The organism is Achromobacter colocynthidis (assembly GCF_057334535.1).
In genome coordinates, this window is sequence record NZ_JBHFIZ010000039.1 from 128,916 (window position 1) to 149,020 (window position 20,105).

Here is a 20,105-nt window from a genome sequence, read left to right on the forward strand (position 1 = left end):
ACAGATTAGCCGCTTACTTCGTGGTGTAGCCGCCGTTGATCAAGATCGTCTGGCCGGTGATCCACCAGCCGTCGCTGACCAGGTGGCGAATGAAGGGCACCACGTCTTCAATGTCGGTCAACCCGGTCTTGCTGAACGGCGACAGCGCGGCGGCGGTCTTGTGATACGCCACCGCGTCGGCGCCTTCGGCCGGGTAGAAGAACGGCGTGTCCATGGGGCCAGGGCCCACGGCGGTGACCGAGATGCCGCGCGCGCCGAACTCCTTGGACGCGGCGCGGGTGTAGTGCTCCACCGGCGCCTTGGTGCCGGCATAGGCCGCGTAGAACGGCGTGAAGGCGCCCAGCAGCGACGTCACCAGCGTGCAGATCTTGCCGTTGTCGTTGACGTGGCGGCCCGCTTCGCGCAGGAAGAAGAACGCCGCCTTGGAGTTCACCGCCGTCATCTCGTCGTAGTCGGCCTCGCTGATCTCGGTGAATGATTTCTTCATGACCTTGCCGACGGTGTTGATGGCGATGTCGGGCTTGCCGACGGCGGCGATCGCATCGGCAAACAGCTTCTCGACGGCCGTCGCGGTGGTCAGATCGCCTTGCAGGGCCACGGCTTTGGCGCCCGCCGCTTCAATGGCGGCCACCGTGGCATCGGCATCCGCCTTGGACGCGGCGCTGTTGTAGTGGATGGCAATGGCGCGGGCGCCGTGCGCTGCCAGGTCGCGCGCAATCAGCCCGCCCAGATTCTTTGCCCCGCCCGCAATCAGCGCGACTTTGCCCTTGATGGAATGGTCTGCCATGGAATGCCTCTTTCTTGAATCGATGGAGCTTCGAGCTTAGGCAAGCGCACGCCGCCGATAAACCCGCTGGCGCGAGATGCATCATCCAGAAAAACCGCCCAATCCGAGGGCGCCGTGCTCAATGCGCGGCAATAAAAAAAGCCGCCCCGGGGTAAAACCCGGGACGGCTTCCTGGAGACGCCTGGACGCTTAGTCCACCTGCGCGCCGGACTGCTTCACCGCGCGGCCCCACTTGTCCACTTCAGCGGCAATGAACTTGCCGGTGGCGTCAGGCGTCAGCGGCATCGGCTCGGCGCCTCGGTCACGCAGGAACTTCTGCATTTCCGGCGTGTTGAGTGCTGCGCTGATCTGCTTGCTCAGGTAGTTGGTCACCTCGGGCGGCGTGTCGCGCGGGGCCAGCACGGCGGCCCAGCCGATGGCCTCGAAACCCGGGTAGCCGGATTCCGCCACCGTCGGCACGTCCGGCAATTGCGGCAGGCGCTTGGCGGTGGTGACCGCCAGCGCCACGGCCTTCTTGCTTTGCACGTGCGGCAGGCCGGCCGTGACCGAATCCACCATCAGCGGCACCTGGTGCCCCAGGAAGTCCGCCTGCGCCGGGCCACTGCCCTTGTACGGAATGTGGCGGATATCGATATCGGCAGCCGCTTTGAACATTTCCGCCGACAAGTGCTGCGTGCCGCCGATGCCGGCGCTGGCATAGGCCAGTTCGCCCGGATTGGCGCGCGCCTGGGTCACCAGTTGCTTAAGCGAGGTAATGCCCGAGGCCGGCGTGGCCAGGAACATCAGCGGCACCGAGAACACGCCCGAGACCGGCGCGAAATCCTGCGTCAAGCTGTACTTGATGTTCTTGTAGAGCGTCTGGTTGACCGCCGCCGCGCTGCCCGCGATGACCAGCGTGTAGCCGTCCGGCGTGGCGCGGGCGGCCTGCTCCATGCCGATGTTGCTGCCGGCGCCCGCGCGGTTTTCCACCACGATCGGCTGCTTGACGGCGGCGCCCAGCTTTTCAGCCAGGGCGCGGGCAAAGATGTCGGTGGCCTGCCCGGGCGGGAAAGGCACCACCAGGCGGATGGGGCGGTCGGGAAACTCGGCGTGCGCCGTGGCGCTGGCCGCCGCCAGCGTCAGGCCAGCGGCAAGACTGGAAAGGATACGTTTCATGATTGGTCAGTAAAAAGCGACAACGGAGTGCGCGCGCGGGGCGCGCCACTGCTCATAAAATAGAGCGCCCGATCAGGCGGCCCTTGTGAGGCGGCCCGGGGCGATTCGGCGGGGGGTGCGTCACGATAGCATCCCTCTGTCGGTGCTACATTTGCCTTTTCGCGCTTTCCGCCGCGAACTTCTTCCTTCACCGCTGTCCTTACCCCCCGCAGGAACCGCCATGGAATTCAGCCAGTTCAACGTCAACACCCTCATGGATATCACTTCCCGCCCGGACCTCGTGTTCGTCAGCGGCAAGGGATCCTGGCTGGAGGATCACGCGGGCAAGCGATATCTGGATTTCGTGCAGGGCTGGGCCGTGAACACGCTGGGCCATTCGGCCCCGGAAATGCAGCGCGCGCTGGTTGAACAGTCGCAAAAGCTGATGAACCCGTCGCCGGCGTTCTACAACATCCCCTCGATCGAACTGGCCCAACGCCTGACCGGCGCGTCCTGCTTTGACCGCGTCTTCTTCGCCAACAGCGGCGGCGAAGCCAACGAAGGCGCCATCAAGCTGGCGCGCAAGTGGGGCCAGGTCAAGAAGAACGGCGCCTACAAGATCATCACCATGAACCACGGCTTCCACGGCCGCACGCTGGCCACGATGTCCGCATCGGGCAAGCCGGGCTGGGACAAGATGTTCGCCCCGCAAGTCGAAGGCTTCCCCAAGGCGGAACTGAACGACCTGGAATCCGTGAAGAAGCTGATCGACGACAAGACCGTCGCCATCATGCTGGAACCGGTGCAGGGCGAAGGCGGCGTCATCCCCGCCACCAAAGAGTTCATGCAAGGCCTGCGCAAGCTGGCCGACGAGAACCAACTGCTGCTGATCGTGGACGAAGTCCAGACCGGCATGGGCCGCACCGGCAAGATGTTCGCCTACCAGCATTCCGATGTCACGCCCGACATCATGACGCTGGCCAAGGGCATCGGCGGCGGCGTACCGCTGGCTGCGCTGCTGGCCCGCCAGGACGCCTGCGTGTTCTCGCACGGCGACCAGGGCGGCACGTACAACGGCAACCCGCTGACCACCGCAGTGGGCGTGGCCGTGTTCGACGCACTGGCCGCCCCGGGCTTCATGGACGCCGTCAACGCGCGTTCCAAGCAGTTGTCCGAAGGCCTGCTGGCCCTGTCGGCCAAGTACGGCATGAAGGGCGAGCGCGGCCAAGGCCTGCTGCGCGCCTTGATCATGGACCGCGACGACGGCCCCGCCATCGTCGAAGCCGCCCGCAACCAAAACCCCCAAGGCCTGCTGCTGAACGCCCCGCGCCCGAACCTGCTGCGCTTCATGCCGGCGCTGAACGTTACGGCCGAAGAAATCGACCTGATGCTGACGCAACTGGACGCGCTGATCGCGCAGGTGCGCAAGGCTTGATTGGTGCAGGTAGGTAGGAAATGAGCAAGGGCCGCGGATTTGCGGCCCTTGTTCTTATCGGTGTACGAACATGCGGGGCGATCAACGAGCATTCACGTTTGCTCTAGTGCTGTTAGCCTATGTCGCCGCCCGCATCCATTCGCAGCTGAAAATGCCGCCTCACCCACCCCTCGCATTCTTCCCATAGCCGGGGCGCGCCCCTTTTGATGGCAGGCCCATACCGCGCCAGCACCTGTTCAAGCGACACGCCGCTTTCTGTCCACGTGCCCCCACCCGTGTAGATATTGACCAGCAGCGGCTGAAAGCGATCAAGCGCTTTCGCAAACCTGGCGTCCTCTGTTTCCGCCCGCTCGAATTCTTGCCACAAGCCAAGGAATTCATCGCGTTGCGGCGGCGGCAACAAGCCGAACAAACGCTCGGCTGCCTTCTGCTCCAGCTCTGCCTGTAGTTCGCCCGACGATCCGCCGTGAATCGGAAAATCGCCGACATCTATCTCCACGATGTCGTGCAGCAAGAGCATCCGCATGACCCGATTCGTGTCCACGGCGCCGCTGGCGTACTCGTTCAGGATCAGGGCATACATCGCCAGGTGCCAGGAATGCTCGGCAGAGTTTTCCTTTCTGCTGCGGTCCAGCAGCGGAGACTGCCGCACGACGGTCTTGAGCCTGTCGATCTCTCTTAGGAAGGCAAGCTGGTTTTCCAGGGGGCTTGGTGGCATGCGCGGCTACCCGTGATGTGGAACGTAAAGTGTACGGAAATGCTTGTCCGACGAACACGCCGCCAAGCGCCTCGCCGGACCGCCTCGCTGCCTACCGTCGATTGAATCCCCCAATCAGTTGTATTCTTTTGGCCGTTGTCATCATTCGCGAGGAAGCGCGTGCATTGCGAAACTTGTGGGGCCGCGTATCGCGGCCGTGGCCGTCTTTGCGACGAATGCACCAAGACCTTGTCCGGCCTTTCCGAGCCCAACAAGCTTCCGCCCCTTGGCGACTTCAATACCGATCAAACGTTTCCCGCGCCGCAGCCGCAACAGCCGCCACCGAACGAAGACGGCTGGAACGAGCCGAAAAAGCCGCTATCCAAGGAAGGCGGCTGGGATGAGCCGCAACTGGTTCGAACCGACGTCATTCCCCTGGCCCTGGGCGGTCGCCCAATCAAGCGCGGTTGGCTCACCGCGCTTGGCGCGGCCGGCGTGCTGATGACAATCGGCGAAATGGCCTTCAGATGGGGCGTCTGGTGGTTTTGGCTGATCATTCCAAGCGGCATCGCGTTCCTTGTCGGGCGTGGCCTGATGCGTAAAGGCTTCGTTCGCTTATTGGGCCTGTTCAACGTCGAAGCCGATAAGGCGGGGCGCGTCTATCTCACCACCTTGAGTGGAGACTGCCCGGTATGTGATGGCGAGATCAAGTTGAAGGACGTTGGGCCGAGCCGAACGGTCAAAACCGTCATCCAATGCACGGCGAACAACACCCACCAATGGGCGTTCAACCCCAAGCGTCTGGATAAGCTGTAGCGCCAGCGTCAGTGCGACGACACATACGTGGCGTCGGCAAACGACGCCGGTATCGCGAAACTCTCGCGCATGCGTTTCGCTTCGGCTGCCGGCGTCAACCCGAAAAGCCGCTTGAACTCGCGGCTGAATTGCGATGGGCTCGTGTAGCCCACGGCATGGCCCGCCGCTTCCGCCGTCAAGTCCTGGCGCACCATCAACAACCTGGCCTGATGCAGTCGCGTCGACTTCACGTATTGCATCGGCGACACCTGCGTAACCGCCTTGAAATGGCTGTGGAAGCTGGGCACGCTCATGCCCGCCTTCTGGGCAAGCAGCGTCACATCAAGCGGCTTGGCGTAGTCGGCATGAATCTGCCGTAGCGACATCCCTATCCTGCCGAACTGTCCTCGCATTGCCAGCGCCTCTCGCAGCGCGCCGCCCTGTGGACCGGTCAGCACGCGAAAGTACAGTTCGCGCAGCAGGCCCCGTCCCAGCACGGCGGCTTCGATTGGCCGGTGCATGGCTTCAAGAAAACGCAGAACGGAGGCATGCATCCTGTCGTCCATCCGCGTCGACATCATGCTTTGAGGCACGTCTGCCCCATCGCCCATGCCTGTGTTGCCGATCTGCGCGGCCAGCTCGGCAGCCACCGTGAAATCAAGATGCAGATACAGCGCTAGCAACGGGCGGTCCGGCGTGGCATCGGTTTCCATGCTGAACGGAACCGGCACCGAGACGGCAAGATAATGATCCGCGTCGTACTGGTACAGCCGCCCGCCAAAGTACCCGCGCTTACGCCCTTGGCACACGATCACGATGCCTGGGTCATACAAAACCGGGGTGCGCGAAAGCGCACGGTCGGAACGCAGGATACGCACGCTGGGCAGCGCGGTCAGGTTATAGCCTTCCGTGGGCGCCAAGTCGCGCAGTAGCGCGACCGTGCGCTTTCGCGTATCGGGCAGTGTGGCCGAATCCTGATTCGGGGTGTAGTCATGGCTCATAGCTTTATGCAAGAAATTCAGCGAATTTTGGCTGATAAGTCGTCTGTCGCAAGAATAGTATGCAGTCTCTCTTTCGTATTCTGGAGACGCATCATGGCGTTGAGCAAGATATTTCTGATCACCGGAGTCAGCAGCGGATTCGGCCGCGCGCTGGCACAAGAAGCGCTGGCCGCCGGCCATACCGTGGTGGGCACGGTAAGAAGCGCAGAGGCAAAGCGCGATTTCGAATCGATTTCCGAAGCGGCCCATGGGCGCGTGCTGGACGTGACCCACTTCGACCGCATTGACGACGCCGTATCCGAAATCGAAACCAGCGTGGGACCCATCGACGTCCTGGTCAACAACGCGGGCTATGGGCACGAGGGCGTGCTGGAAGAATCGCCGCTCTCGGAAATGCGCCGGCAGTTCGACGTGAACGTATTCGGCGCCGTCGCCATGATGAAGGCCGTGCTGCCCTACCTGCGCGCGCGACGACGCGGCCACATCCTGAACATCACGTCGATGGGCGGACACCTCACCATGCCGGGAATCGCCTATTACTGCGGCAGCAAATTCGCGCTGGAAGGCATCTCGGAAAGCCTCGGCAAAGAGGTCAAGCCCTTGGGCATCGCCGTCACTGCCATAGCGCCGGGTTCGTTCCGTACGGACTGGGCCGGCCGTTCCATGACGCGCACCCCGCGTTCCATCCCGGACTACGACGTCATCTTCGACCCCATCCGGCAGGCGCGTGAAGAGAAAAGCGGCAAGCAGCTTGGCGACCCGGTGAAGGCGGCACGTGCGATGCTTGCAGCGATCGAGGCTGAGAATCCTCCGGCACATCTATTGCTGGGCAGTGATGCGTTGATGCTGGTGCGAGCCAAGCTTGCTGCGTTGGAAGACGAGTTTCAAGCGTGGGAGGCGACTACGGTATCGACGGATGGGTGAAGGCGGATTGACGATGGAATTTGGCGGCGCGGCGTTCGAGTGTCAGACTGCAATCCATACATCCCTTCGTAGGAACAACCTGGAGAACCGCCGATGAGCCGACCGGAATTCATCAAGCACTGGACCGAACTCGAAACCCCCGACGCGCATTCCTACCAGGGCGATACCGAACCCATGGCACTGGACGCGGCGCTTTCCGCGGCGCTCGGCATCACACGCATCGGCATTCATCACGTCAGGCTGTTGCCCGGTCGACGTACCTCATATCCGCACGCCGAAAGCACCGAGCAGGAATTCGTCTTCGTGCTTCAAGGCAAGCCCGATGTCTGGATCGACGGCGTGTTGCATCCCATCGCCGAAGGGGACGCTGTTGCGTTTCCCGCCGGCACCGGCATCTGTCACACCTTCATCAACAACACGCAGGACGAAGTCAGGTTGATGGTGGGCGGCGAACCGACACGCGCCGACAACCTTGTGCGCTTTCCGCTCAACGAAGCGTATGAGAGTACCCGCGTGAACCGCTGGGTAGACTGGCCCGCCAGGCCGCTTGGCGACCATGATGGGAAGCCGGATTGAGTGCGTGGTCAACGGCACAAGGTCGAAGAGGCAGGCTGACAACTACATTCGCAATCCTGAGTTTCAGGACTTCAGCAGCAGAAGAATCATGGCAGATATTCGAGCCACCTATGAGCAACAGCTTTGCGATTTAGTCGAGGCTTCTGATCCATTAATGGTGGCGCTGCGAACCGTGCGCTCGCTGGGTATGTCATCCTGGTGTATCGGGGCCGGGACAATTCGATCCTTGGTATGGGATGCCCTGCATGGCTTCCAGAATCCGTCCAAGGTGGACGACCTTGACGTCGCCTACTTTGATGTCGATGCGGCTCCGGGGCAGGATGCTGAGCTTCAAGAAAAGCTCTCGCTTTTGGCCCCGCATCTGGCCTGGGATGTGACGAATCAAGCGAAGGTGCACGAGTGGCTCGTTGACGCATCAGGTCGGGCCGTTGCACCCCTGACCTCGTTGCAAGACGGACTAGCCACGTGGCCGGAGTTTGCCACTTGTGTGGGTGTTTATTTGGATGACGACGAGTCGCTGCACGTCATAGCGCCACATGGATTAAATGATCTATTCGGCCTGCTCGTTCGACATAATCCTAGACGAGCCAGTGTGGCGACGTTCACGGATCGCGTTCGTTCCAAACGATTTGGCGCACGATGGCCGCGCCTTTCAATTTGCGTCCCGTGAGCGTGCATTCCCGCGGCGGGGCAGAAATTAACTTTCGGGCGTCCGCCAGCACATTCCGCACCGATCTCCGCGTCTCTCAAGCTTTCCCTCATTGCCCTATACTCCACTCACTACCGCACCAACGGTAGTCCGGAGTGGAAGCCGGCAATGTCTTTGGCGGACAGCCGCCGCTTAGGCGGCGTTTTTACGTCTGCGCGCCTTTGCACGTCCCTATGGGCGGGCCTTGGCGAGGGTGCGTTCGCGCACGCCGGTTTCCAAAGACGCCGGTCTTCCAACCTTGCCTTGCGCCCGCCCACCCCATTTGGAAGTGGGGAGCGGGTTGACCTGTCTTTGGAGAAAGCCATGCAATCCCATCCCCTCACCCAAAATCCCTGGGCCATCGACACCGATCCCGAGTTGGGCGTCGTTTCACTCGCGAATCTTCAGCATATCGACCGCACTCGCCACGCCATCGACGCCATTGCGCGCCTGGTTGGCAACAGCGCTTGCGAACCGGACGCGACCGGTGCTCAGCCTTTGGGCGCGTGGACAGTCGCGGCGTTGATGGGTGGGGTGCAGAGTTTGTGCGATCACCTTGGGACGCTGAACGACACCATGCTGGAACAGGCGCGAGCGGAAGCCGCTGATGTCAGCACGGCGCATTCGTCGTACGACCTGCCTGCATCAATCCAGTAGAAGGCGGCCTGGATTCCAGATGTCAGACTGCAATTTTTGACGTTGAAAAATCCGCGAAAGAAATTCAACTGGAAAAGCGTGTTCTGAAACCGTAAAGTTCAGCGGGGCGCTAGGCAACGCCTGCTGATCATTTCGCCAACACTGTCGAAAAAGTAGAACCTAATTTCATGTCGCCGCTTCAGCTAGATATCAACTCACTCATCGAGCAGGCACAAGCCGCACTGATCAACTCACCCCCTTTTCCAGTGAGTCATCATGACGTGGAAGACTTGGCAGCAGGTACGCATCCCGAAGGAGTCGCTGGCCGAAAATTTAATGTGTATGCGCTGTGGTCGCGTAGGACCGCGCAGTCCGAGTGGATGCTGATGTACATCGGCGAGCGCCACAGCGCTGCCGGTTTGAGGCGCCTGCGTGAACACCTATTCAAGGTAGGTAAGGGAACGGCCTCTAAACTGGATGAGGTTCGAACCATAGTCCGAGGCGGGGCACAGATGGGAGTTACCGCCATCTTGGTACAACCGGAATCCCTGCGATTGGCGATAGAAGAGGAGCTTCTGCTGCAAAACTCTCGCTACGTCGGGCAGCTGCCATGGAATAAGAGAGGCGTAACGAAGCTTGCCTTGCGATTGCAGCCGACTTCCTCGAATAGCGCATCCGATTGCGCCTCCTGAATGCTTATTCGGAAAACGAAGATGCCCTCATCCGCCGCTGACGTTATCGCCCTCTATCAAGACCATGCAGCGGCGTTTGAAGCGCTGCGCGGGACGGAGCTTGTCGAGCTCGGCTGGTTGACGAAATTCCTGTCATTACTGCCCGGCCCGCACCCGCATGTGCTCGACATCGGTTGCGGCAACGGTGTCCCGATCGCGCGTCATCTGATCGAAAGCGGTTGCGCGATCACAGGCATCGATACATCGTTGCCCTTATTGTCGCGGGCGCAATCCACTTTTCCCGACCATCGATGGATCGCCGCTGACATGCGGCGGTTGCCGTTCACCGAGCCCTTTCACGGCTTGATTGCCTGGCATAGCTTCTTCCATCTGAGCCCCGAAGACCAGCGGCCCATGTTCAGCACTTTTGGGCGTCTGGCGGCGCCCGGGGCGGTACTGATGTTCACCAGCGGTACGTCGCTGGGGGAAGCCATTGGCCAGTTCGAAGGCAAGCCGCTTTATCACGGCAGTTTGGATCGCGAGGAGTATCAGCAACTGCTCAACGCCAATGGCTTTACCGTGAAGCAGCATGTGGAAAACGATCCGGCTTGCGGTGGTGCGACGGTGTGGCTGGCGCAGCGGGACGCTGACTAGTCCTAAGCTATAACGGTCACACCACTATCCAATAGGCACAATCCCATGACCTTGACCCTGCGCCCCGAGAACGCCGAAGACATCGCCGGTATTTCCGAGCTGACCCGCGAGGCGTTCGAACATGAAGAACATTCCAGTCACACCGAGCAATTCATCGTGGATGCGCTGCGGCGTAGCGGGCAATTGACGATTTCGCTGGTGGCGGCAGAGGGCAAGGATATCGTCGGGCATGTTGCCATATCGCCCGTCACGGTGTCGTCGGGGGCGACTGGCTGGTTCGGGCTGGGGCCCATCTCCGTGCAGCCCGGGCGGCAAGGCCAGGGTATCGGCTCGCGCTTGATGAACGGTGCGCTGACCGCGCTGCAAGAGCGCGGCGCCGCGGGTTGCGTGGTGCTGGGAGACCCGGGCTTTTATGGCCGCTTTGGCTTCAGTGCCTGTCCGGGGCTTGAGTTGCCGGGAGTTCCACAGGAGTATTTTCAGGCCAGGGCGTTCTCAGGAGAACCGCCGGCGGGCAGCGTTCAGTACCACGCGGCTTTTGAGGCCACTGAATAAGCGTCCATTCGCCAAGCCTTGTACTCGCGCACCCTATTCCGTATGTCCTGAAACGGTAGGACGCCATCGCCGGGCGGCGCGCGCCAGCAGTCACATAGCCGCTATCGCGCAAAAACCTCTACGACGCGAAAGCGCTCGCACACCAGCATCATGTCCGGCGCATATCCGCCGTTGCGTTCAAAGTAGGCAATGTGCGCCTCGCGCCAGACGGGGTACGGGCCCTCGCCTTCTGCCAGCGCAAAGGCCTCGTCGACCTGGTCGAAGCGCTGGATCAACACGCCGGTGGTTTCGATGACGCAGGCGGGTCGGCCCTGGCCATCCAGCACGACATCGCGCCGGCCTGCTTGCGGCACGGGTTCTTCGTCGTCGAAGTGATGCAGCGCGCCGCAGGTGGCTGTCTTCGTGCCCGCCAGAACCAGCGCGAGCAATTCGTCGGCGAGTTCGGGCGAATCGCCGAATTGAAACGTCACGGCGTCTTCGTACGGGGCAGGCGGCTTGATGCTTGGTTTGGTCATGGGGATAAGGATAAGGGTTGAGGCGTCAGGCATGCTGGCACGGCAACGTAGTCTGACACGTTAATTCTGCTGCCACGGCAACGTAGTCTGACACGCTAATTCATAATGCAGTCTGACACGTTAATTCACCCGTCGATCCCTTCAGCCCGTCTCTTTCTCCGTGATGCCCAGCTCAGCGGCATAGCCCGCAAGCTGCTCGCCCACATGCAGCTTCAGCGCGTCCACGAATAGCTTGATCTTGGCGTCGACAAACTGACGCGATGGGTACAGCGCATACACGTTGCGCTGGTTCGTGTAGTGCCCGGGCAGTACGCGTACCAGCGTGCCTCGGCGCAGATCGTCGATCGCCGAGAAACCCGCCAGCAGGCCGATGCCGGCCCCATCGCGCAGCGCGGTGGCCATGGCGTCCATGTCGTTCACGCCAAGGTGCCCGCCCGCCGGCCGATGGGTGAAAGTGCCGCCCTCGCCTTCCAGATGCCATTCGTCCGGGGCATAGTCCACCGTCGTCAACAAGACGCAAGCGTGCTGGGCAAGGTCCTCGGGGGTGTGCACCGGGGGATGCTGCGCCAGGTACTCTGGCGATGCCGCCAAGATGCAGTGGCTGACGCCAATCTTCTGGCTGACGTAGGTCGAATCCGGCAAGGCGCGCGCGATCACGATGCCGACATCGAGCTGTTCTTCAAGCAGATTCGGCATGCGCTGCGACAGAAGCAGGTCCACCGAGACGTCGGGGTAGGTCTTTCTATACGCCAAGGCTGCGCGGGCGACCAGCGTACGCCCCAAGCCGGGTACGGCGTGAACGCGCAATACGCCGCGTGGCGACACCGTTGCATGCCCCGCCTCGGCTTCGGCTTGCTCGACGTCGCCCAGGATCGCAATACAACGGTCATAGAAGCGATGCCCCACATCGGTGACGACCAGGCGGCGGGTGGAGCGCTGAATCAGCCGGGCATTCAGGCCTTCTTCCAGCACCGTGACGGCGCGTGAAATGTTGCCGACCGTGGTGGAAAGATGGTTGGCCACGGCAGTGAAACTGCCCATCTCCACCACTTTCGCAAAAACCGACATGTTGTATAGCTTGTCCATCGTGGGCCCATTGTGTTCGTGCGACTTTTCCTCTGGAAGGGAAAGTCATTCTTCCGCAAGGGGCTAAATCCGCGCGCCGCTCACGCCTAGACTCCGTTCCGAGGTTCACCAACAATCTTATCGGAGTTTGCAACCATGAACGGCAACTATGACCCGCTTTACCTCTTCATCAATGGCGAATGGATCGGCGCTGGCGAGCGCGACACGGCCGGCGTGGTGAATCCCGCCACACGTCAGGAACTGGGCCGTGTGCCGCTTGCGACGACGGCGGATCTGGATCGCGCGCTTGCCGCGCCGCAGCCGGCCTTCAATGCCTGGCGCACGACGGTGCCCAACGAGCGCGCTCGTGTTCTCAAGCGCGGGGCGGAATTGATGCGCGAACGTGCCGAGCACATTGCCACGCTGATGACGCTTGAAGAGGGCAAGCCCTTGGCTGAAAGCCGTGATGAAGTGTTGCGCGCCGCCGAGTATTTCGAATGGTTTGCCGAAGAAGCCAAGCGGATCGACGGCCGCGTCGTGCCCGCCAACCGCCCCGGTGTGCAGCAACTGGTCAAGCGGCAGGCGATCGGTCCGGTGGCCGCGTTCACGCCCTGGAATTTTCCCGCGATCACGCCGGCGCGCAAACTTGCCGCCGCCCTTGCGGCCGGTTGCAGCGTCATCATCAAACCCGGTGAAGAGAGCCCGGCAACCGCGCTGGCGCTGGCCCGCGCCCTGGACGATGCAGGCTTGCCCAAAGGGGTGCTGCAAGTTGTCTTCGGCGTGCCGGACGATGTGTCGCGGCATCTGATTGCGTCGCCGGTGATCCGCAAGGTGACCTTCACGGGCTCCGTACCGATCGGCCGCTTGTTGTCGGCGCGTGCCGCCGAAGGCGTGAAACCCATCACGCTGGAACTTGGCGGGCATGGGCCGGTTCTGGTGTTCGACGATGCCGACGTCCAGCGCGCCGCGGTCGAGGGTGCGGCCAACCGCTTCCGTGGCACCGGCCAGGTCTGCATTTCGTCCACGCGCTTTCTGGTTCAGCGTGGCGCCTATGACGAATTCCGTGAACATTTCGTCAAGGCTACCCGCGCCCTGAAGGTCGGAAACGGGCTTGATCCCGATACGCAAGTTGGGCCGTTGGCGAACCCGCGCCAGTTGGAGAAGATGCAGGCGTTGATTGCTGACGCGGTGGCATGCGGCGCCACGGTATTGACCGGAGGCAAGCCCATCGACGGCGCGGGCTACTTCTTCGAACCGACGGTGCTGGCCGATGTGCCGATGCATGCCAAGATCATGCACGAAGAGCCCTTTGGCCCGATCGCGGTACTGATGCCCTTTGATGAATTGGCGGACGGTTTGCAGGAAGCCAACCGGCTGCCTTATGGCCTGTCGGCCTATGCGTTCACCAGCAATGCTCGCACGGCGATAGACGTGGCCGACGGCCTGGAAGCCGGAATGATCGGCATCAATCAATACCGCATCGTGGCCACGGAACTGCCGTTCGGCGGCATGAAGGAAAGCGGACACGGTTCGGAGGGCGGCGTGGAAGGCATCGAGTACTACCTCACGCACAAATTCATCAGCCAGGCTTGAACCAGGAGCACACCATGTCGAGTATCGATTTCAGCCGTCCGCGCGAAGCCGCGCGTGCCTTCACCCCGGCGCTGTCGGCCTTTGTCGACAACACGCTTTACCCCGATATCTGGAGCGACCCCGCGTTGGCGCCGCGAGACCGCAGCCTGATTACCGTGGCCGCCTTGATTGCCGCGGGCCACACGGATGAGTTGCCGGCGCACCTGCGCCGCGCGGTCGGCAATGGGCTGACGCAGAATGAGCTGTCGGCCGCCATCACGCACCTGGCGTTCTACGTCGGATTTCCCGCCGCGATCACCGCCTCGGCGATTGCGCAAGCCACATTGGCCGTGTCACACGAAGGCGCCCTGAAGGATAAGCAATGAAAGCGATTATTTTTGAACAGTTTGGCGAGGCGGATGTGCTCCAGGTGGCCGACGTGGCCCAGCCCGACATGCGGCCCGATGACCTTATCGTGCGCGTCCATGCAGCGGGTGTGAATCGTGCCGACCTGACCCACCGCCGTGGCGGCTATGGCCGGCCGAATTTTGGTGACTCCACCATCATGGGTCTGGAGATCGCGGGCGAAGTGCTGCAAGCCGGCAGCGCCGTACGCGGCTTCAAGGCGGGCGACCGCGTAATGGGCGTGGTGGGTGGCGGTGCGTATGCGGAGGTCGCCCGGTTGGACTGGCGCATGGCCTTGCCCATTCCCCAGGCGCTGGACTACGTACACGCGGCCGCCATCCCCGAAGTGTTCGTCACCGCGCACGAAGCCATGCTGCACCTGGGCCGTCTGAAAGCCGGAGATTCCGTGCTGATTCACGCGGCAGCGGGCGGCGTGGGGTCGGCGGCGGTGCAGCTTGCTCGGGCAACGGGCGCCACCGTGTACGCCACGGCCGAGGCCAGCAAGCTTGAGCAGGTTCAGCGGCTGGGTGCCGATTGCGTCATCGACTATCGCACGCAGGACTATGCGCAGGTCGTGGCCGAGCGGACATCGAAGCGTGGCGTGGACGTGGTGATCGACTTTATTGGCGCACCCAACTTTGCGCGCAACATTGCCTCGCTGGCCAACGGCGGGCGGCTGGTTCAGGTGGGTATCCTGGGTGGCGGCGGCCAGGTCAGTATTGCGTTGGAAGACATCCTGTATCGCCATCTGCAAATTTTCGGCACTGTCATGAAATCACGTCAGCAGACTGAAAAGCACGCGATGGTGCAACGCTTTCGCGAGCATTGGCTGGACCGCTTTTCCAGCGGCGCCGGTCTGGTGCCCGTGGTTGACAGCACCTATCCGCTTGAACGCGCAGCGGACGCGCATCGCCGAATGGAGTCGTCTCAGAACGTTGGGAAAATCATTCTGACGATGTCGGATGACGGTAGGGATGGCAATTGATAGGGTGTCAGACTGCAATTCCTGATGCCGTGATGCAGGCTGAAACTTGACGTTGCGGAGCGGGGAACCGGGGAGGCCGAACAAGGGGACGGCTCCATGGGCGATATCATTTGGAAATTGCCGGCGTCCCCACCGCGATCGCGCGCCGCGATTTTCTGCCCTGATCGCCTAGGAGATTTATTAGTGGTTCTATCCGCAACGACAGCATCCGCGTCTTCCCTGTTCCGCAACCATGCCGCCAGTCTCTGGCGGCGCCGACGAGAAAGACCCTGGCTGGCGGCCCTGCTGCTGGCGGCGATGCTGAGTTGCCTGTCGTTGCTCTGGCAAGCCCCCGCCACGGCCGCATTGCCGCTGCAAGCCAAGGAACCCGCTGCCTCCCCCTCGGCGCTGACTCCCGCCGCGCTGGCCGACCTGTTGGAGAATCCCGAGGCGCGCAAGGCGCTGGTGGACGAGTTGCGTGCGCAGGCGTCCGAGACCAAACCAGCGGCCTCCCGCGCTTCGGGCGCGGCCGAGCCGGCCGAACCCGCCGTGCCGGGCTTGCAGGCACGCATGGCCGACGGCGTGCAGCGTTTTCTGACCGGTGTTGCCGCCGACATGGGCCAGGGCGTGGACGACATGCGCGTGCTGGCCTCGGGGCGCAGCCTGCGCATGGACAGCGGCACGGCGGGCCAGGCCTTGCTGCCCCTGACGTTGGCCGCCGTGGCCACCATCATTGCCTTCCTGCTGTTGCGGATGATCGCGATGCGCATCTACACCCGCATCGATCGCTGGGTGGCGCATCAGGGTGCGGGCGAGCCCGTCACGCCGCCCAAGCGCGGCGTGCCCGCCTCCATGCGTGTGCTGTATCGGCGCGGCGGAGCCATCGTGGGCGCGGTGGCGATCGACGCGGGCGTCGTCCTGCTGGCGGCCATGGCGGGCGGCGCGGCTGCCCTCTGGGGCACGCCGGGGCGCGGCACGCTGGACCCCTTGGCGGCCGTTTTTCTGCAAGCCTTCGTGGCGGTGGAGATCGTCAAGGTGCTGATCCGCACCGTGTTCGCCGTGCGGCATCCGCACCTGCGCCTTCTGCCCATGTCAGACGAACTGGCCAAGTACTGGAACGGCTGGCTGGTGCGCGTGGTGGCGGCGGCGGGCTATGGCACGTTGCTGATAGACCCCGTGATCTCGGCCACGCTGTCGCCCGCCCTGGGTCGGCTGGCCAACATGGTCATCATGCTGGCGGTGTACGTGTATGCGGTGCGTGTCATCTGGCAGAACCGCCAGTCGGTGCGCGAACGCCTTAGCCGACGCGCCGCCAATGCCGCCACCTTCATGGGGTCGCGGCTGCACTTTCTGTCGCGCGTGTGGCACGTGTTGGGTATCGGATACTTCACCGTCCTGCTGGTGGTCAGCCAGATCGACCCCACCAATGCGCTGCCCTTCATGGCCCGCGCCACCGCGCAGACCTTGCTGGTGATCGGCGTGAGCAGCCTGTTGGTGCTGTTGGTGAACACCGTACTGGCCAAGCCCATCGTGTTGTCAGACGACCTGCGGCGGCGCCTGCCGATGCTGGAGACGCGTGTCAACGCCTATGTGCCGGCCCTGCTGAAAGTGCTGGGATGGATCATCCGCATCGTCGCGGTGCTGCTTATTCTTGACGCCTGGCAGGCGTTTGACCTGTCTAGCTGGCTGGCCTCGGATGCCGGAGGCGCGGCCATCAAGGTGGTGCTTAACATCGTCATCGTGCTGCTGATCGCGGCTCTGGTCTGGACGGTTATCGCCAGCGTCATCGAACACCGCCTGAGCCAGAGCGAGGGGCGCGGCATGCCCACCGCGCGGGAACGTACCCTGCTGGCGCTGTTTCGCAACGCCGCGTTGATCGTCATTGTGACGATGACGCTGATGGTGCTGCTGTCGCAGATCGGAATCGACGTGGGGCCGCTGATCGCCGGTGCCGGGGTGGTGGGCCTGGCGATCGGTTTCGGCGCGCAGAAGCTGGTGCAGGACATCATCACCGGTGTCTTCATCCAGCTTGAAAATGGCATGAACGAGAACGACGTGGTGCAGGTGGCGGGCGTGTTCGGCACGGTCGAGAAGATGACGATACGTTCGGTGGGCATCCGCACGCTGGACGGCGGCTATCACCTGGTGCCGTTCTCGTCGGTGGACGTGGTGGCCAACCACATGCGTGACTTCTCGTACCACCTGGGCGAATACACGATCGCGCATCGCGAAAGCGTGGACGACGCCATCGAGCATCTGCGCGCGGCCTTCGCCGAGCTGATGACAGATTCGGTGCTGGGTCCGGAGATTCTGGAAGAGATCACCATTGCCGGCGTCACGGCGGTCAACGACAAGGGCGTGACCATCCGCATCCTGATCAAGACCACGCCCGGCATGCAATGGGCCGTGCAGCGCGGCTACAACCGCTTGTTGAAGAAGCACTTCGACGCCGCCGGCATCGAGCTGCCCTATCCGCACACGGTGGTTTACTTCGGCCAGGACAAGCGGGGCTATGCGCCTGCGGCAAACGTGGCGTTGCAAACCGAGCGCCCCGACGAGGGCGAAGACGCCCGCGCCGCGGGCCACACGCGCCGCTGCCTGACGCCGGAAACCAGTGGCGACGATGCCGCCGAGGTGCTGGGCAACGAGCTGGAGGCGCGCGAGGAAGCGGAGCTGGATTCGGAATCGCCAGGCACCCATGACCATCCGCGCAGCCAGTGATTCGCAGCCGCTTGCCGCCGCCTCGGTAACGGACTCATCCCGTCCGTTGGAGGATGCGGCGCTGCTGCGCCGCCTGCTGCGTGCCAAGGACCGCATGGACGCGGCGTCCAGCGAGGCTTGGCCGGTCAGCCGTCTGGCCGAAGTCAGCGGGGTTTCACAAGCCTATTTCGCGCGCTCGTTCAAGCGCGCCTTCGGGCTTCCACCGCACCGCTACTTGCTGACACGCCGGATCGAGCGCGCTATCGCCCTGTTGCGGGATACCGACATGAGCATTACGGAGATCGCGTTCGAGACCGGCTGGCAGAGTTTGGGTACCTTCGGCCGCATCTTCCATGACGTTACAGGGCTTAGCCCAGGGGGGATGCGCGCCCAGCTTCAAGCTCAGCCCGAGGAACTTGCCCGTGTGCCGGCCTGTGTGGTCAAGGCGGCGCAACGCCCCGACCTGGACAGCGCAGTTTTGGAGAAGCGCCGTCGCGCCGCCGCCGCTACATTGCGTGAATCCACCAAGGAGGAGTCATGAACGAAGGAATCAATGTTGTCGGCTTGTACGTGAACGATCAGGACGAAGCGCTGGCGTTCTACGTCGAAAAATTGGGCTTTCGCGTTCACACGGATGTGCGCAATGGCGACTACCGCTGGCTGACCATCCAACATCCGGACCAGCCCTCGTTTCAGCTTGGCCTGTTCAAGCCCGGCCCGCCCATCCATGACGACGCCACCGCGCAAACGCTGCAAGCGATGGTTGCCAAGGGCGCCATGCCACCGTTGGTGTTGTCGGTGGCTGACTGCCGCGCCAGCCATGCCAGATTGCAGGCGCTGGGCGTTGAGTTCACCCAAGAGCCAACGGACCGTTACGGCAGCGTCGATGCCGGTTTCCGCGACCCGGCCGGCAATGGGTGGAAGATGATCCAGGCGGGCTAGCTTCCCGGCCCCTGTTCACCTGCCGTGGCGCCTAAGCGACGCCAGCAGCCAGTTGGATACTCAAGCCGACCAGCGCTAGGCCGGCGCACCGGGTGGCCAGCAGCCTGGCGCTTGGAAACGTCGCAAGGCGCAAGGCCAGGGCGTTTCCGATCAGCACCAATGCGCTTTGATAGAGCAGGCTTAGCACGGTCACATGCAGCATCATCACCGCCAGCGTTACCGGGGATGCCGCCGGTTTAAGAAACAGGGGAAAGAACGCGACGAAGAACAGGATCACCTTGGGGTTGGTCAGGCTCACCATGAACGCCCGGCGAAAGTACACCCAGGGTGATCGGTCGCGTTCGCGTTCCTGATCCTGCGCACTGGGACGTGTGCGGATAAGTTGCGCGCCCAGCCATAGCAGATACGCGACTCCCGCCCATTGCAGGCCTTGAAAGACTAGCGGATGCGTCCGCATGATCGCGGCCAGGCCCGCCGCCGCCGCGACCATGAACAGGAAGTCGCCCGCGATGGTGCCCATCACCGCGGCCATGCCGGCGCTTTTGCCATGGCGCGCCGTGGCGTCCAGGATGGCGATGGTGCCCGCGCCAGGAATGGCCTGGAATACCAGGATGGCGAGGATAAAACTGCCGTAGTGCTGGATGTCGAGCATGCCGCATCGGGATTCGCAATAAGAAGAATCGATTATCCCGTCGGTCCCATTGCCAAATACAGCGCATTATTCCGGTGAATGCTAAATTTAGCCGTCGGTTTTCTGGTAGAAGCGCGCCATGGCAAGAACGGATAAAAATGAACTGGATGACGTGGCGTGGCGCTTGCTGCGCGCCCTGCAGGTTGACGCGCGCGCGCCACTGAAGACCCTTGCCGAGGCCGCCGGCTTGTCGGTTGCGGCAACGGCGGAACGGCTCAAGCGGTTGCAGGATGCCGGCATTGCGCAGCGATTCACCCTTGAGGTGGATGCGGCGCAAGTGGGCTACCCCGTAAAGGCGATTGTGGGGATCACCGCGACACAGCCCGGCAAGAAAGCCCTGCTTGACCGGCTGCGCCACGCACCCGAAGTGCTTGAGTGCCACCATGTGGCCGGGGCCGATTCCTACCTGATGACCGTGGTGGCAACGGGCTTGATGGATCTTGAGCGTTTTATCGGGACCATCAACGGATACGGAGAAACACGGACTTCCATTATTTTCTCTACCCCCATCGAGCGGCGCGGCCTGGTGCCGCCCGGCACTGCAAAACGCCAGTAGGGTTATCAGGGATTATTTATTTCGGGTTTTTTTGCTTGCCTGAAAATGGCATCGGGATTCACCCGAGCCATATGGCTTAACCCGTATCAAAGCGTAATTGCCCATGGTAATGTTGACGCCAGGGGTTAATGCGTATCCCTTGCCT

General features: G+C 62.6%; 23 protein-coding genes. 16 read left to right on the plus strand and 7 right to left on the minus strand.

All coding sequences use genetic code 11. The features are described from left to right. Positions 1-13: 13 nt before the first annotated feature. Entirely contained in the window at positions 14-787 is a 774-nt protein-coding gene (locus tag ACE04A_RS27095) for an SDR family oxidoreductase (RefSeq protein WP_259251372.1), read from the minus strand. A gap of 189 nt (positions 788-976) precedes the next feature. After that, positions 977-1,942: a Bug family tripartite tricarboxylate transporter substrate binding protein gene (locus tag ACE04A_RS27100; protein WP_259251373.1), complete on the minus strand. Its 966-nt coding sequence runs from the start codon at positions 1,940-1,942 to the stop codon at positions 977-979. A gap of 220 nt (positions 1,943-2,162) precedes the next feature. Between ACE04A_RS27100 and ACE04A_RS27105 the strand changes: the two genes are divergently transcribed. Beyond that, on the plus strand, positions 2,163-3,356 hold the full coding sequence (locus ACE04A_RS27105; protein WP_259251374.1) for an acetylornithine transaminase: 1,194 nt from the start codon (positions 2,163-2,165) through the stop codon (positions 3,354-3,356). Positions 3,357-3,468: 112 nt separating this feature from the next. On the opposite strand, the gene ACE04A_RS27110 is transcribed toward ACE04A_RS27105, so the two are convergent. Continuing rightward, complete coding sequence (locus ACE04A_RS27110) at positions 3,469-4,074, minus strand: HD domain-containing protein (protein WP_448715709.1); 606 nt, start codon at positions 4,072-4,074, stop codon at positions 3,469-3,471. A gap of 228 nt (positions 4,075-4,302) precedes the next feature. Between ACE04A_RS27110 and ACE04A_RS27115 the strand changes: the two genes are divergently transcribed. Beyond that, on the plus strand, positions 4,303-4,869 hold the full coding sequence (locus ACE04A_RS27115) for an ECF transporter S component family protein (protein WP_448715710.1): 567 nt from the start codon (positions 4,303-4,305) through the stop codon (positions 4,867-4,869). Positions 4,870-4,877: 8 nt separating this feature from the next. Here ACE04A_RS27115 and ACE04A_RS27120 read toward each other — a convergent pair whose 3' ends face one another. After that, complete coding sequence (locus ACE04A_RS27120) at positions 4,878-5,849, minus strand: AraC family transcriptional regulator (RefSeq protein WP_448715711.1); 972 nt, start codon at positions 5,847-5,849, stop codon at positions 4,878-4,880. 93 nt (positions 5,850-5,942) lie between these two features. On the opposite strand from ACE04A_RS27120, the gene ACE04A_RS27125 reads away from it, so the two are divergent. The 7 genes from ACE04A_RS27125 (at position 5,943) to ACE04A_RS27155 (ending at position 10,550) form a co-directional block, all read left to right on the plus strand. Next, the gene (locus ACE04A_RS27125) at positions 5,943-6,773 is read left to right on the plus strand and encodes an oxidoreductase (protein WP_448715712.1); all 831 of its coding nucleotides are present in this window, start codon (positions 5,943-5,945) and stop codon (positions 6,771-6,773) included. Between the two features lie 93 nt (positions 6,774-6,866). Continuing rightward, positions 6,867-7,349, plus strand: coding sequence for a cupin domain-containing protein (locus ACE04A_RS27130; RefSeq protein ID WP_485820707.1), 483 nt, complete (start codon positions 6,867-6,869; stop codon positions 7,347-7,349). An 88-nt stretch (positions 7,350-7,437) separates the two neighbouring features. Then, a complete protein-coding gene (locus ACE04A_RS27135) occupies positions 7,438-8,019 on the plus strand; it encodes a nucleotidyltransferase family protein (protein ID WP_448715714.1) in 582 nt (193 codons plus the stop codon). Between the two features lie 342 nt (positions 8,020-8,361). Continuing rightward, positions 8,362-8,694 carry a hypothetical protein gene (locus ACE04A_RS27140; protein WP_447987684.1) on the plus strand — a complete coding sequence of 111 codons (333 nt, stop codon included), beginning with the start codon at positions 8,362-8,364 and terminating at the stop codon, positions 8,692-8,694. Positions 8,695-8,861: 167 nt separating this feature from the next. After that, positions 8,862-9,365 (plus strand): hypothetical protein, encoded by a 504-nt coding sequence (locus tag ACE04A_RS27145; protein WP_438858772.1) that lies wholly within the window; start codon positions 8,862-8,864, stop codon positions 9,363-9,365. Between the two features lie 21 nt (positions 9,366-9,386). After that, complete coding sequence (locus ACE04A_RS27150; protein ID WP_448715715.1) at positions 9,387-9,998, plus strand: class I SAM-dependent DNA methyltransferase; 612 nt, start codon at positions 9,387-9,389, stop codon at positions 9,996-9,998. Positions 9,999-10,043: 45 nt separating this feature from the next. After that, positions 10,044-10,550: a GNAT family N-acetyltransferase gene (locus ACE04A_RS27155; protein WP_448715716.1), complete on the plus strand. Its 507-nt coding sequence runs from the start codon at positions 10,044-10,046 to the stop codon at positions 10,548-10,550. A gap of 101 nt (positions 10,551-10,651) precedes the next feature. Here ACE04A_RS27155 and ACE04A_RS27160 read toward each other — a convergent pair whose 3' ends face one another. Beyond that, on the minus strand, positions 10,652-11,065 hold the full coding sequence (locus tag ACE04A_RS27160; protein ID WP_448715717.1) for an ASCH domain-containing protein: 414 nt from the start codon (positions 11,063-11,065) through the stop codon (positions 10,652-10,654). Between the two features lie 141 nt (positions 11,066-11,206). Beyond that, positions 11,207-12,151: a LysR family transcriptional regulator gene (locus ACE04A_RS27165; RefSeq protein ID WP_448715718.1), complete on the minus strand. Its 945-nt coding sequence runs from the start codon at positions 12,149-12,151 to the stop codon at positions 11,207-11,209. 135 nt (positions 12,152-12,286) lie between these two features. On the opposite strand from ACE04A_RS27165, the gene ACE04A_RS27170 reads away from it, so the two are divergent. From ACE04A_RS27170 to ACE04A_RS27195, 6 genes are all read left to right on the plus strand, one after another. Further along, positions 12,287-13,723 carry an NAD-dependent succinate-semialdehyde dehydrogenase gene (locus ACE04A_RS27170; protein ID WP_485820708.1) on the plus strand — a complete coding sequence of 479 codons (1,437 nt, stop codon included), beginning with the start codon at positions 12,287-12,289 and terminating at the stop codon, positions 13,721-13,723. 14 nt (positions 13,724-13,737) lie between these two features. Then, entirely contained in the window at positions 13,738-14,088 is a 351-nt protein-coding gene (locus tag ACE04A_RS27175; protein ID WP_448715719.1) for a carboxymuconolactone decarboxylase family protein, read from the plus strand. Continuing rightward, positions 14,085-15,092: an NAD(P)H-quinone oxidoreductase gene (locus ACE04A_RS27180; protein WP_485820709.1), complete on the plus strand. Its 1,008-nt coding sequence runs from the start codon at positions 14,085-14,087 to the stop codon at positions 15,090-15,092. Before ACE04A_RS27175 ends, ACE04A_RS27180 begins: the two co-directional genes overlap by 4 nt. Before the next feature lie 297 nt (positions 15,093-15,389). Beyond that, positions 15,390-17,792, plus strand: coding sequence for a mechanosensitive ion channel domain-containing protein (locus ACE04A_RS27185; protein ID WP_448715753.1), 2,403 nt, complete (start codon positions 15,390-15,392; stop codon positions 17,790-17,792). Beyond that, positions 17,770-18,312, plus strand: coding sequence for a helix-turn-helix domain-containing protein (locus tag ACE04A_RS27190; protein ID WP_448715721.1), 543 nt, complete (start codon positions 17,770-17,772; stop codon positions 18,310-18,312). The genes ACE04A_RS27185 and ACE04A_RS27190 overlap by 23 nt, the downstream gene beginning before the upstream one ends. After that, positions 18,309-18,713 carry a VOC family protein gene (locus ACE04A_RS27195; RefSeq protein ID WP_279993560.1) on the plus strand — a complete coding sequence of 135 codons (405 nt, stop codon included), beginning with the start codon at positions 18,309-18,311 and terminating at the stop codon, positions 18,711-18,713. The genes ACE04A_RS27190 and ACE04A_RS27195 overlap by 4 nt, the downstream gene beginning before the upstream one ends. Positions 18,714-18,744: 31 nt before the next feature. Here ACE04A_RS27195 and ACE04A_RS27200 read toward each other — a convergent pair whose 3' ends face one another. Next, complete coding sequence (locus tag ACE04A_RS27200) at positions 18,745-19,365, minus strand: LysE family translocator (protein WP_448715722.1); 621 nt, start codon at positions 19,363-19,365, stop codon at positions 18,745-18,747. Positions 19,366-19,483: 118 nt separating this feature from the next. On the opposite strand from ACE04A_RS27200, the gene ACE04A_RS27205 reads away from it, so the two are divergent. After that, positions 19,484-19,960: an Lrp/AsnC family transcriptional regulator gene (locus ACE04A_RS27205; RefSeq protein WP_259251389.1), complete on the plus strand. Its 477-nt coding sequence runs from the start codon at positions 19,484-19,486 to the stop codon at positions 19,958-19,960. Positions 19,961-20,105: the final 145 nt, after the last annotated feature.

Excerpts from the sequence above, each read along its gene's own strand:
- ACE04A_RS27175 (WP_448715719.1), top strand. The coding sequence starts at position 13,738 with ATGTCGAGTATCGATTTCAGCCGTCCGCGCGAAGCCGCGCGTGCCTTC.
- ACE04A_RS27195 (WP_279993560.1), top strand. The coding sequence starts at position 18,309 with ATGAACGAAGGAATCAATGTTGTCGGCTTGTACGTGAACGATCAGGAC.
- ACE04A_RS27120 (WP_448715711.1), bottom strand. The coding sequence starts at position 5,849 with ATGAGCCATGACTACACCCCGAATCAGGATTCGGCCACACTGCCCGAT.
- ACE04A_RS27185 (WP_448715753.1), top strand. The coding sequence starts at position 15,390 with ATGCTGAGTTGCCTGTCGTTGCTCTGGCAAGCCCCCGCCACGGCCGCA.
- ACE04A_RS27180 (WP_485820709.1), top strand. The coding sequence starts at position 14,085 with ATGAAAGCGATTATTTTTGAACAGTTTGGCGAGGCGGATGTGCTCCAG.
- ACE04A_RS27130 (WP_485820707.1), top strand. The coding sequence starts at position 6,867 with ATGAGCCGACCGGAATTCATCAAGCACTGGACCGAACTCGAAACCCCC.
- ACE04A_RS27140 (WP_447987684.1), top strand. The coding sequence starts at position 8,362 with ATGCAATCCCATCCCCTCACCCAAAATCCCTGGGCCATCGACACCGAT.
- ACE04A_RS27105 (WP_259251374.1), top strand. The coding sequence starts at position 2,163 with ATGGAATTCAGCCAGTTCAACGTCAACACCCTCATGGATATCACTTCC.
- ACE04A_RS27205 (WP_259251389.1), top strand. The coding sequence starts at position 19,484 with ATGGCAAGAACGGATAAAAATGAACTGGATGACGTGGCGTGGCGCTTG.
- ACE04A_RS27155 (WP_448715716.1), top strand. The coding sequence starts at position 10,044 with ATGACCTTGACCCTGCGCCCCGAGAACGCCGAAGACATCGCCGGTATT.
- ACE04A_RS27200 (WP_448715722.1), bottom strand. The coding sequence starts at position 19,365 with ATGCTCGACATCCAGCACTACGGCAGTTTTATCCTCGCCATCCTGGTA.
- ACE04A_RS27165 (WP_448715718.1), bottom strand. The coding sequence starts at position 12,151 with ATGGACAAGCTATACAACATGTCGGTTTTTGCGAAAGTGGTGGAGATG.
- ACE04A_RS27100 (WP_259251373.1), bottom strand. The coding sequence starts at position 1,942 with ATGAAACGTATCCTTTCCAGTCTTGCCGCTGGCCTGACGCTGGCGGCG.
- ACE04A_RS27145 (WP_438858772.1), top strand. The coding sequence starts at position 8,862 with ATGTCGCCGCTTCAGCTAGATATCAACTCACTCATCGAGCAGGCACAA.
- ACE04A_RS27190 (WP_448715721.1), top strand. The coding sequence starts at position 17,770 with ATGACCATCCGCGCAGCCAGTGATTCGCAGCCGCTTGCCGCCGCCTCG.
- ACE04A_RS27135 (WP_448715714.1), top strand. The coding sequence starts at position 7,438 with ATGGCAGATATTCGAGCCACCTATGAGCAACAGCTTTGCGATTTAGTC.
- ACE04A_RS27160 (WP_448715717.1), bottom strand. The coding sequence starts at position 11,065 with ATGACCAAACCAAGCATCAAGCCGCCTGCCCCGTACGAAGACGCCGTG.
- ACE04A_RS27150 (WP_448715715.1), top strand. The coding sequence starts at position 9,387 with ATGCCCTCATCCGCCGCTGACGTTATCGCCCTCTATCAAGACCATGCA.
- ACE04A_RS27125 (WP_448715712.1), top strand. The coding sequence starts at position 5,943 with ATGGCGTTGAGCAAGATATTTCTGATCACCGGAGTCAGCAGCGGATTC.
- ACE04A_RS27170 (WP_485820708.1), top strand. The coding sequence starts at position 12,287 with ATGAACGGCAACTATGACCCGCTTTACCTCTTCATCAATGGCGAATGG.
- ACE04A_RS27110 (WP_448715709.1), bottom strand. The coding sequence starts at position 4,074 with ATGCCACCAAGCCCCCTGGAAAACCAGCTTGCCTTCCTAAGAGAGATC.
- ACE04A_RS27095 (WP_259251372.1), bottom strand. The coding sequence starts at position 787 with ATGGCAGACCATTCCATCAAGGGCAAAGTCGCGCTGATTGCGGGCGGG.